We start from the raw sequence: 10744 nt of genomic DNA, 5'->3' as shown, positions 1-10744 counted from the left end.
CCGCACCCCGTCCTCACGGACGGGGTGCGGGGCCCCTCGCCTTGCCTGTGGTGCAGGCAGGTCTAGACCGTCAATTACTTGAGGATCTTGGTGACCTGGCCGGCGCCGACGGTGCGGCCACCCTCACGGATGGCGAACTTCAGGCCCTCCTCCATGGCGATCGGCTGGATCAGCACGACCGTCATGGCGGTGTTGTCGCCCGGCATGACCATCTCGGTGCCCTCGGGGAGGGTCACGACGCCGGTCACGTCCGTGGTACGGAAGTAGAACTGCGGGCGGTAGTTGTTGAAGAAGGGGGTGTGACGGCCACCCTCGTCCTTCGACAGGATGTAGGACTGGGCCTCGAAGTCGGTGTGCGGCGTGACCGAACCCGGCTTGATGATGACCTGGCCGCGCTCGACGTCCTCGCGCTTGATGCCACGGAGGAGCAGACCGACGTTCTCGCCCGCCTGGCCCTCGTCGAGCAGCTTGCGGAACATCTCGATGCCGGTGACCGTGGTGGTGGTCTTGGTCTCCTTGATGCCGATGATGTCGACAGTCTCGTTGACCTTGAGGATGCCACGCTCGATACGACCGGTGACGACGGTGCCACGACCGGTGATCGTGAAGACGTCCTCGATCGGCATCAGGAACGGGAGCTCGGTGGCACGGGCCGGGGTCGGGATGAACTCGTCGACCGCGGACATGAGGCCGAGAAGCTTCTCGCCCCACTCCTTGTCACCCTCGAGCGCCTTGAGCGCCGAGACGCGCACGACCGGCAGGTCGTCGCCCGGGAAGTCGTACTCGGAGAGCAGCTCGCGGACCTCGAGCTCGACGAGCTCCAGGATCTCCTCGTCGTCGACCATGTCGGCCTTGTTCAGGGCGACGACGATCGACGGCACGCCGACCTGGCGGGCCAGGAGCACGTGCTCCTTGGTCTGCGGCATCGGGCCGTCGGTGGCGGCGACGACGAGGATCGCACCGTCCATCTGGGCCGCACCGGTGATCATGTTCTTGATGTAGTCCGCGTGACCGGGGCAGTCGACGTGGGCGTAGTGACGCGCCTCGGTCTGGTACTCGACGTGCGCGATCGAGATGGTGATACCGCGCTGCCGCTCCTCCGGCGCCTTGTCGATCTGGTCGAACGGCGTGAAGGGGTTGATGTCGGGGTACGCGTCGTGCAGCACCTTGGTGATCGCCGCGGTAAGGGTCGTCTTACCGTGGTCGATGTGACCGATGGTGCCGATGTTGACGTGGGGCTTCGTCCGCTCGAACTTCGCCTTCGCCACTGCAGTCCTCCTGAGGACAATTCTGTACGCCGTACGACGTCAGTTGGTCTTTGATCGGGTTGGGAACGGAGCGCTGGTTGCGCTCCATGCCGTCCCGCGGATTGGGGCGGAGACACCGGCGGGATCGTGTCCGATCCCGCCGGGTTTGCCTCCTAATAGCCTAAGGGTTCGCGAACATCCCGATATTCGGGACGTTACTCGCCCTTGGCCTTGGCGATGATGTCGTCCGCCACGTTCCGCGGAACCTCGGCGTACGAGTCGAACTGCATCGAGTAGCTCGCGCGACCAGAGGTCTTGCTGCGCAGGTCACCGACGTAGCCGAACATCTCGGAGAGCGGCACCAGCGCCGAAACGACGCGGGCACCATGACGCTCGTCCATGGACCGGATCTGGCCACGGCGAGAGTTGATGTCGCCGATCACATCGCCCATGTAGTCCTCGGGCGTGGTGACCTCGACGGCCATCATCGGCTCCAGCAGGGCCGGACCGGCCTTGCGGGCGCCTTCCTTGAAGGCCATCGAACCGGCGATCTTGAACGCCAGCTCGGAGGAGTCGACGTCGTGCGAGGCACCGTCGAGCAGCGTCACGCGGACACCCTGGAGCGGGTAGCCGGCGAGGACACCGAACTCCATGGCCTCCTGGCAACCGGCGTCGACCGAGGGGATGTACTCCTTCGGAACGCGGCCACCGGTGACCTTGTTCACGAACTCGTAGCCCTCGCCGGACTCGATCGGCTCGATCGCGATCTGGATCTTCGCGAACTGGCCGGAGCCACCGGTCTGCTTCTTGTGCGTGTAGTCGATGCGCTCGACGGCCTTGCGGATCGTCTCGCGGTACGCGACCTGCGGCTTGCCGACGTTGGCCTCGACCTTGAACTCACGCTTCATACGGTCGACCAGCACCTCGAGGTGCAGCTCGCCCATACCCGCGATGATGGTCTGGCCGGTCTCTTCGTCGGTGTTGACCTGGAAGGACGGGTCCTCCTCGGCCAGCCGCTGGATCGCGGTGCCCAGACGCTCCTGGTCACCCTTCGACTTCGGCTCGATCGCGACGCGGATGACCGGGGCCGGGAAGTCCATGGACTCCAGGATGACCGGGTGCTTCTCGTCGCTCAGCGTCTCACCGGTGGTGGTCTGCTTGAGACCCATGACGGCGACGATGTCGCCTGCGCCCACCGACTCGATCTCTTCACGCTTGTTCGCGTGCATGCGGTAGATCTTGCCGATGCGCTCCTTGCGGCCCTTCACCGCGTTGAGGACGGCGGTGCCGGCCTCAAGGCGCCCGGAGTAGATCCGGACGAAGGTGAGCTTGCCCAGGTGCGGGTCGGACATGATCTTGAACGCAAGCGCGGCGAGCGGCTCGTCGTCCGAGGCCTTGCGGGAGATCTTGACCGTGTCGTCGCCGGGCTTGGTGCCCTCGATGGACTCGATGTCCAGCGGCGACGGCAGGTACTTGACGACCGCGTCGAGCAGGGGCTGAACGCCCTTGTTCTTGAACGCGGTACCGCAGAAGATCGGCGTGAACGCCGACTCCAGGGTGCCCTTGCGGATCGCGGCGACCAGCAGCTCCTCGGGGACGTCCTCGCCCTCCATGGCGAGTTCCATCACCTCGTCGCTGACGTTCGACACGGTGTCCAGGAGCGCCTCGCGGTACTCCGCGGCCTGCTCCTGCAGGTCGGCCGGGATGTCGACGATGTCGTACATCTCGCCCTTGGCGGCCTCGGCGGACCAGACCAGCGCCTTCATGCGGACAAGGTCGACAACGCCCTTGAAGTCCGCCTCGGCACCGATCGGGAGCTGCATCACCAGCGGGGTGGCGCTGAGGCGCTCCACGATGGTGTCGACGCAGAAGAAGAAGTTGGCACCCGTGCGGTCCAGCTTGTTGATGAAGCAGATGCGCGGGACGCCGTAGCGGTCAGCCTGCCGCCACACGGTCTCGGACTGGGGCTCGACACCGGCAACACCGTCGAACACCGTGACGGCACCGTCGAGGACGCGAAGCGAACGCTCCACCTCTACGGTGAAGTCGACGTGACCCGGGGTGTCGATGATGTTGATGGTGTTGTCGACATCGTCGACCGTCCAGTGACAGGTCGTCGCGGCCGACGTGATCGTGATGCCGCGCTCCTGCTCCTGCTCCATCCAGTCCATGGTGGCAGCGCCATCGTGGACCTCACCGATCTTGTACGAGACACCGGTGTAGAACAGGATCCGCTCGGTGGTGGTGGTCTTGCCCGCGTCGATGTGCGCCATGATCCCGATGTTGCGGACCCTGGCAAGGTCAAGGGAGGTTGCAGCCATGGTGGCTCGTTCTCTCTCTGTCTAGTGACGGGGTTAGGACTACCAGCGGTAGTGCGCGAAGGCCTTGTTGGACTCGGCCATCTTGTGGGTGTCCTCGCGACGCTTCACGGAAGCGCCCAGGCCGTTGCTGGCGTCGAGGATCTCGTTCATCAGGCGCTCGGTCATGGTCTTCTCGCGACGGGCGCGGGAGTAACCGACCATCCAGCGCAGCGCCAGGGTGGCGGCGCGGCCCGGACGGACCTCGACCGGAACCTGGTACGTGGCGCCACCGACGCGGCGGGACTTGACCTCAAGAGCCGGCTTGACGTTCTCCAGCGCGCGCTTGAGCGTGACGACGGGGTCGGCACCGGTCTTCTCGCGGACGCCCTCGAGGGCGCCGTACACGATCCGCTCGGCGGTGGAGCGCTTGCCGTGCAGGAGGATCTTGTTGACCAGCGACGTCACCACAGGGGAGCCGTAAACCGGGTCGATGATGACCGGGCGCTTCGGGGCGGGGCCCTTACGAGGCATTCTTACTTCTCCTTCTTGGCGCCGTAGCGGCTGCGGGCCTGCTTGCGGTTCTTGACACCCTGGGTGTCAAGCGAACCGCGGATGATCTTGTAACGCACACCCGGCAGGTCCTTCACACGACCGCCACGCACGAGCACGATGGAGTGCTCCTGCAGGTTGTGGCCCTCGCCCGGAATGTAAGCGGTGACCTCGATCCCGCTGGTGAGGCGCACACGGGCGACCTTACGGAGAGCCGAGTTCGGCTTCTTCGGGGTGGTCGTGTACACACGCGTGCAAACACCACGACGCTGGGGCGAGCCCTTGAGCGCGGGAGTCTTGTTCTTCTCGACCTTGTCCTGCCGGCCCTTTCGGACCAGCTGCTGGATCGTAGGCACCGTTTCTCCGTTTTCTGTGTGCCATCGCTTGGTAGATCTAACCTGCGGTGTTCCCAGCCCACACGGCCCCGTGGTCGACCCACGCGGTCGGGTGTGTTGGGCTTCTTCCGGCCCGCACCGGCTTCGCAGCCGACGCGGACGCCGGAGGAATCGCGGAATCCCATGATGCTGATGTGCAGCGGCGGCGCTTCGCGCGCGCGAGGCGCTGGAGAGCGCTTCGCCGTGGCGCGGCGGCCGGTGTGCTTGCACGCACAAGGACCCGGGGACACCCCAGGCACAAGGTCAGAGCGTACCTAGCGCATCGGGCGCGGTCAAAACAAATGCAACGCCGCAGGTCGCGGCGTACCCCCCGGTATCCCCGGGATGACGCCCGGGAGACGTGGCGGTGGCCGCCGCACTGCGAACCCCTCCGTACCGCCCTATCACAGACACGGGCCGGCGGCCACTCGGCGGGGCCGGCCGGGCGAGGTCCGGGCGGGTGGGGTCAGCCGCAGCCGGTCAGCCGGACCCGACCACGGTCGCGGTGATCAGCAGGAGGAACATCGCCCAGCCGGCGATCGCCAGCCAGCCGATCACCAGACCGGCCGTCGCCATCCCGTCGCCGTCCTCGCCGGTCCTGCGGATCTGCGCCCTCGCGAGGTGTCCGCAGACCACGGCGGGCACCGCCAGCGTGCCACCGGTGGGCAGGCACAGCAGGCCCAGCACCAGTGAGGCGATCGCCAGGCCGTTCGTCGGCCGCGGGGCGGCCATCATCATCGCCGGCGGCTGCGCCAGGAAGGTCGGCGGGACGACCGGGACGGCGCCGCCCATCGGCAGCACCATCGGGCCGGACGGCAGGTCGGCGACGATCTGCGACAGCTGACCGTACGTCTGCGCGCGGTTGGCGGCGTCGAAGCGCTGGGAGTACTCCTCGGCGGAGAGCCGCCCCTCCGCGTACGCGGCCTTCAGGACGTCGACCGTGCGGTCCCGGTCGGTGTGGGCGGCGCGCATCGCCGCCTGCGGGGTCTGGGCGGGCTGCCAGGGCTGCGGGTACGGCTGAGGGGGCAGGTGGGCCGGGGGCTTCCCGTACCCGGGGCCCTGCGGACCCCACGGCTGTACGGCCATCCGGCCACCTCCCGACGCCCCGGCACGCCGCGCGCGCTCGCTGTTCTCATAGTGCAGGACGAAGGACGGCCCTGAGTAGTTGCCGAAGTGGACACCGAGTTCGGCGGGCCGCACCCGCGATTGACCCACACTCACCCATTTGGCCCAGACACGCCCGGATCGTGCAGGTCAGGAGCGGGCCGCCGGACGAATGGGAGGCTGGAAGGCCCCGTCCGCCCGCGAATTCCGGAGAAGGCCCCCATGCAGGCGTCCACCCCGCCGCCGTCCAGCACCGCCGCCGTCAGTATCCACAACCTGTGGAAGCGCTTCGGCAAGCAGGCCGCCGTGGCCGGGCTCAGCCTGGAACTCCCCGCCGGGTCGTTCATCGGCCTGGTCGGCCCGAACGGCGCGGGCAAGACCACCACCCTGTCGATGGCCACCGGCCTGCTGCGCCCGGACGAGGGCACCGTCCTGGTGCACGGCGCCGACGTCTGGGCCGACCCGGTCGCCGTCAAGGCCAGGATCGGCATCCTCCCCGAGGGCCTGCGGATGTTCGAGCGGCTCAGCGGGCGCGAACTGCTCCAGTACAACGGACGGCTGCGCGGGCTGCCCGGCGCCGAGGTGGACCGCCGGGCCGAGGAGCTGCTCGGCGTCCTCGACCTCTCGGGCGACGCCGACAAGCTGGTCGCCGACTACTCGACCGGCATGCGCAAGAAGATCGGCCTCGCCGCCGCGCTGCTGCACAACCCGGACGTGCTCTTCCTCGACGAGCCGTTCGAGGGCGTCGACCCGGTCTCCGCGCAGACCATCCGCGGCGTGCTCAAGCGGTACGCGGCGGCGGGCAGCACGGTGGTGTTCTCCAGCCACGTGATGGAACTCGTCGAGCAGCTCTGCGACTGGGTCGCCGTGGTGAACGCCGGCCAGGTGATCGCCCGCGGCCCGCTGGACGACGTCCGCGGCGGGCGCTCGCTGCACGCCGCCTTCCTCGACCTGATCGGCGTCCGCGAGGACGACGGCCAGGCGCTCGGCTGGCTCGGCGGTGACCGGTGAGCACCACCGCCGTCCCCGAGGGCCGGCAGGTCGTCGGCGCCCTCGTCTCGCTCAAGCTGCGGCTGCTCCGCAACGGCCTGCGGCGCAGCCCCGGCCGGGCCGCCGTCTACGTCGTCGGCGGCGTCCTCGGCGTGCTGTTCGCCGCCGGGTTCGCCCTCGGCCTCGCCCTGCTGAACGGCCGGGCCGGGGCCGCGGACGCCGCCGTCATGGTGGCCGGCGCCCTCACCATCGGCTGGGCCTCGCTGCCGCTGTTCCTGTTCGCCAGCGACGAGAGCGCCGACCCCACCCGGCTCACCATGCTGCCGCTGCGACCCTGGCCGATGCTGCAGGGCTCGGCGCTCGCCGCGCTGATCGGCCCGGGCCCGGTGGTCTCGCTGGTGGTGCTGACCGGCGCCGCACTGGCCGGTGCGCACGGCGCCGCCTCGGCCGTGGTCGCCGTGCTCGGCGTACCGCTCACCGTGGTGAGCCTCGTCACGCTGTCCCGGGCGGTCGCCGCCGGGAACGCCCGGCTGCTCTCCAGCCGGCGCGGCAAGGACTTCGCCATCTTCGGCGGACTGCTCTTCGCGCTGCTCACCCAGATCGGCAACCTCACCCTCCAGAGCACCCTCAACCACCCCGGCGGTTCGCTGGACCTCAGCCCGTTCGCACCGTTCGCGGCCGTCCTGCGCTGGGTGCCGCCGCTCAGCGCGCTGGACGCCGCCCGCACCGCCGGGCAGGGGCAGTACGGCCTCGCCGCCCTGCAACTCGCGGCCGCCGCCGCCCTGCTGGCGCTGCTGCTGCGCTGGTGGCTGGGCAGCCTCCAGCAGCTGATGGTCACCGCCGACGCCTCCACCCTGGAGGTGTCGCGCGGCGTCGCGACGTCCCGGCGCTGGGGCTTCCTGCCCGCGGGCCGGACGGGCGCGGTGATGCAGCGCCACCTGCGGTACGCCTGGCGGGAGCCGCGCGCCAAGGCCGCCGTGTTCACCAGCATCGGGATGACGCTGGTGCTCTGCGTCCTGTCGGTCGTCCAGGGCTGGTCCAGCGTCTACCTGCTGGTGCTGGCCGGGGTGTTCCTCGGACTCCAGATGATCAACCTGTTCGGGATGGACGGCTCGGCGTTCTGGATGGTCGCGAGCACCATCACCACCACCGCGGACGCCCGGGAGGAGCTGCGCGGGCGCGCCTACGCCGTCCTCTGCTACGCCGTCCCCGTCCTGCTGGTGCTCGCGCCGGTGCTGGCCGGCGCCACCGGGGACTGGGCCGGGCTCGCCCCGGCCCTCGGCCTGGCCCTGTCCGTGCTGGGCTGCGGCATCGGCCTCGGCGCCCTGTTCAGCGTCGTCGCGCCGTACACCATGCCCGCCGACAGCAACCCGATGCGCAACGCCGCCCCCGGCCAGAGCGGGCTGACCCTGCTCAACACCTTCGGCTCGATGGTCGGCGTGCTGCTGCTCAGCCTCCCGGTCGGCGGCTACGTCCTGTGGGCGCTGGTCACCGACGGCCCGGCCTGGCCCGCCTTCCTGCTCGGCCCGCTCTGGGGCGCCGCCGCGGCCGCCCTCGGCGTGCGGCTGGCCGCCGCCCGGCTGCCCGGCCGGCTGCCCGAGATCCTGGCCAAGGCCATCGAGCGCTGAGCCCGGGCGGCTCCGGGCGGACGGGACGCGCCGCGCACTCCGGCATCATGGCAGGGAGGGCCGACCGCCCCGGACACCGGACGCAGCGAAAGCAGATTCACCGTGGGCAAGCGCAGGCAGCAGCAGGACACCGGGCCGGACCAGGCCGTCGGCGGGCTGCTGGAGCAGGCGGTGCACCGGGTGGTGGCCGCGCCGGCGGAGCAGCTGGACCTCGCCCTGGACACCGGGGCGTCGATACTCGCCGCCGCCCCCGGGCAGTGGCCGGCGGTCAGCCGGGCGCTGCTGGCGTACGCCGACACCGCCGTCGGGCGGTGCTGGTCCGCCGGGTGGCGCCCGGCCGACCTGGTGCGGGTGGTGCGCCGGGAGCTGAAGCCCGTGCACCTGGCGCTCGCCGTGGACCTGATCGCCGCCGAGGGGCGCCGGCACCCCGCCGCCACCCTGGACCGGCGCTGGCACGAGCAGCTGCGCGAGCTGGCCGCCGAGGTCTGGTGGGACGGCGACGAGAGCTACCTCACAGCCTTCGCCGACCGGCACCGGCTGGACCGCTTCGCGCTGGCCACCACCGCCCTGGAGCTGCTGCGGACGTGGGGGCACCTGCCGCCCGTCCAGCCGGTCGGCGCGATCCCCGGCCAGGGCCCCAGGGTCGAGCGGCCGAGCGGGCCGGTCACCGGTGAACCCCGGATGCTGTCGCGGATCCGGGCGCTGCTCGCCAAGGCCGAGTCGACGGAGTACCCGGAGGAGGCCGAGGCGCTCACCGCCAAGGCCCAGCAGCTGATGGCGCAGCACAGCATCGACGAGGCGTTGCTCGCCGTCACCGCCGACGCCAAGGACACCCCGGCGGCGGTGCGGATCGGCGTCGACAGCCCGTACGAAGTGCCCAAGACGATGCTGCTGGACGCGGTGGCCGCCGCCAACCGCTGCCGGGTGGTGTGGGCGAAGGAGTTCGGCTTCTGCACCATCGTCGGCTTCGACGCCGACCTCGACGGCGTGGAGCTGCTGTACACCTCGCTGCTGGTGCAGGCGACGGCGGCGATGCACAAGGCCGGCAGCCGCCAGCACCTGGACGGCGCCTCGCGCACCAAGGCGTTCCGGCAGTCGTTCCTGGTCGCCTACGCCTCGCGGATCCGCGAGCGGCTGACCACCGCGACGGAGCAGGCCACCAAGGACGCCGCCGTCGGCAGGCGCCTGCGCGAGGACGGCACCGCCGAGCAGCTCGTGCCCGACGAGCGGCTGCTGCCCGCCCTGGCCGCCCGCGAGCAGGAGGTGGATGCGACGATCGGGCGGATGTTCCCGAAGCTGACCTCGCAGCGGGTGCGGGTGAGCGACGGTGAGGGCTGGGCAGCCGGCCGCGCCGCCGCCGACCGCGCCGCGCTGCACGGACGGGCCGGGGCCATCCGCCGCTGACGGAGCGGCAATGACCACAAGGGGCGGCATTGGTGACGGCTTCAGGGACGGCTTCGGGGACGGAGTACGCGGACCGGGTACGGGGATCGCTGCTGGGCGGCGCGCTGGGTGACGCTCTCGGCTGGCCGGTGGAGTTCCTGCACCTGGACGACATCCGGGAGCAGTACGGACCGGCCGGCGTGACCGGCCGGGTGAGCCGGCGGGGCTGGCAGGTCACGGACGACACCCAGATGACGCTGTTCTCGGCCGAGGGCATGATCCGCGGCTTCGTCCGGGGCTGGTCGGGCGGCGGCGGCTCGGTGCCGGAGGCCGTCCACGAGGCCTACCGGCGCTGGTTCCTGACCCAGGGACAGGACGGGCCGGCCGCCGAGCCGGCGCGCCCGTACGACGGGTGGCTGCTGCGGCAGCCGTTCCTGTACGCGCGGCGGGCGCCCGGCAACGCGTGCATGAGCGGGGCCGGTGACCACCAGGTGTTCGAGGCGCCGGCCGTGTTCGGGCAGCCGGGGCCCGTCAACGCGCACTCCAAGGGCTGCGGGACGGTCATGCGGTCGGCGCCGTTCGGGCTGGCCCGGCTCGGCGTCGAGCAGGCGTTCGCGCTGGCCGCGCAGTGCGGGCAGCTCACCCACGGACACCCGACCGGGTACCTGGCGGCCGGCGCGTTCGCGGCGCTGGTCGAGCGGGTCACCGCCGGGGCCGCTCTGCGGACGGCCGTCGAGGAGACCATCGAGCAGACCGCCGCCTGGCCCGGCTCCGAGGAGACGGTGAAGGCCCTGCGGCGGGCCGTCCTGCTGGCCGACCAGGGCAGCCCGGACGCCGACTGGGTGGAGCGGGTCGGACTCGGCTGGATCGCCGAGGAGTGCCTGGCCATCGCGGTGTACTGCGCGCTCGCGGGCGGCGACGGCCCCGACGGCGCCCGGCGGGCGCTGCTGCTGTCGGTGAACCACTCCGGTGACAGCGACTCCACCGGCGCCGTCTGCGGCAACCTGGTCGGCGCGGTGCACGGCGCCTCGGGGCTGCCGCCCGAGTGGGCGGACGCGGTCGAGGGGCGGGACGTGCTGCTCCAGGTCGCGGACGACCTCGTCGCGCTGTTCGGCACCCGGCAGCCGGACCACCCGGCCCTCGGCGACCGCTACCCCGTGGCGTAGCGG

Annotated in this window: 9 protein-coding genes; 4 read left to right on the top strand and 5 right to left on the bottom strand. The window is 70.9% G+C overall.

Going from position 1 to position 10744, the window contains the following annotated elements; all coding sequences use genetic code 11:
* Window positions 1-74: 74 nt before the first annotated feature.
* From tuf to ACFUK0_RS37965, 5 genes are all read right to left on the bottom strand, one after another.
* Window positions 75-1268: an elongation factor Tu gene (gene tuf, locus ACFUK0_RS37985; RefSeq protein ID WP_380258251.1), complete on the bottom strand. Its 1194-nt coding sequence runs from the start codon at window positions 1266-1268 to the stop codon at window positions 75-77.
* A 194-nt stretch (window positions 1269-1462) separates the two neighbouring features.
* Window positions 1463-3568, bottom strand: a complete 2106-nt coding sequence (gene fusA, locus ACFUK0_RS37980) for an elongation factor G (RefSeq protein ID WP_380258249.1) — start codon at window positions 3566-3568, stop codon at window positions 1463-1465.
* Between the two features lie 39 nt (window positions 3569-3607).
* Window positions 3608-4078: a 30S ribosomal protein S7 gene (rpsG, locus tag ACFUK0_RS37975; RefSeq protein WP_073924319.1), complete on the bottom strand. Its 471-nt coding sequence runs from the start codon at window positions 4076-4078 to the stop codon at window positions 3608-3610.
* Between the two features lie 2 nt (window positions 4079-4080).
* On the bottom strand, window positions 4081-4452 hold the full coding sequence (gene rpsL / locus ACFUK0_RS37970) for a 30S ribosomal protein S12 (RefSeq protein ID WP_014144289.1): 372 nt from the start codon (window positions 4450-4452) through the stop codon (window positions 4081-4083).
* A 498-nt stretch (window positions 4453-4950) separates the two neighbouring features.
* A complete protein-coding gene (locus ACFUK0_RS37965) occupies window positions 4951-5556 on the bottom strand; it encodes a DUF1707 and DUF4190 domain-containing protein (protein ID WP_380258247.1) in 606 nt (201 codons plus the stop codon).
* 240 nt (window positions 5557-5796) lie between these two features.
* Between ACFUK0_RS37965 and ACFUK0_RS37960 the strand changes: the two genes are divergently transcribed.
* The 4 genes from ACFUK0_RS37960 to ACFUK0_RS37945 all read left to right on the top strand — a co-directional run bounded on the left by ACFUK0_RS37960 (window position 5797) and on the right by ACFUK0_RS37945 (window position 10741).
* On the top strand, window positions 5797-6585 hold the full coding sequence (locus ACFUK0_RS37960; protein WP_380258245.1) for an ABC transporter ATP-binding protein: 789 nt from the start codon (window positions 5797-5799) through the stop codon (window positions 6583-6585).
* Complete coding sequence (locus tag ACFUK0_RS37955; RefSeq protein WP_380258243.1) at window positions 6582-8192, top strand: transporter; 1611 nt, start codon at window positions 6582-6584, stop codon at window positions 8190-8192. Before ACFUK0_RS37960 ends, ACFUK0_RS37955 begins: the two co-directional genes overlap by 4 nt.
* A 102-nt stretch (window positions 8193-8294) precedes the next feature.
* Window positions 8295-9596 carry a DUF2786 domain-containing protein gene (locus ACFUK0_RS37950; protein WP_380258241.1) on the top strand — a complete coding sequence of 434 codons (1302 nt, stop codon included), beginning with the start codon at window positions 8295-8297 and terminating at the stop codon, window positions 9594-9596.
* 29 nt (window positions 9597-9625) lie between these two features.
* Window positions 9626-10741 carry an ADP-ribosylglycohydrolase family protein gene (locus tag ACFUK0_RS37945; RefSeq protein WP_380258239.1) on the top strand — a complete coding sequence of 372 codons (1116 nt, stop codon included), beginning with the start codon at window positions 9626-9628 and terminating at the stop codon, window positions 10739-10741.
* Window positions 10742-10744: the final 3 nt, after the last annotated feature.

Source organism: Kitasatospora sp. NPDC057223 (assembly GCF_042669755.1).
Classification (GTDB): Bacteria; Actinomycetota; Actinomycetes; order Streptomycetales; family Streptomycetaceae; genus Kitasatospora.
This window is presented reverse-complemented; position numbering and strand designations above follow the sequence as displayed.

Coding starts and splice junctions, on each gene's coding strand:
- ACFUK0_RS37965 (WP_380258247.1), bottom strand. CDS start 5,556: ATGGCCGTACAGCCGTGGGGTCCGCAGGGCCCCGGGTACGGGAAGCCC.
- ACFUK0_RS37960 (WP_380258245.1), top strand. CDS start 5,797: ATGCAGGCGTCCACCCCGCCGCCGTCCAGCACCGCCGCCGTCAGTATC.
- rpsG (WP_073924319.1), bottom strand. CDS start 4,078: ATGCCTCGTAAGGGCCCCGCCCCGAAGCGCCCGGTCATCATCGACCCG.
- fusA (WP_380258249.1), bottom strand. CDS start 3,568: ATGGCTGCAACCTCCCTTGACCTTGCCAGGGTCCGCAACATCGGGATC.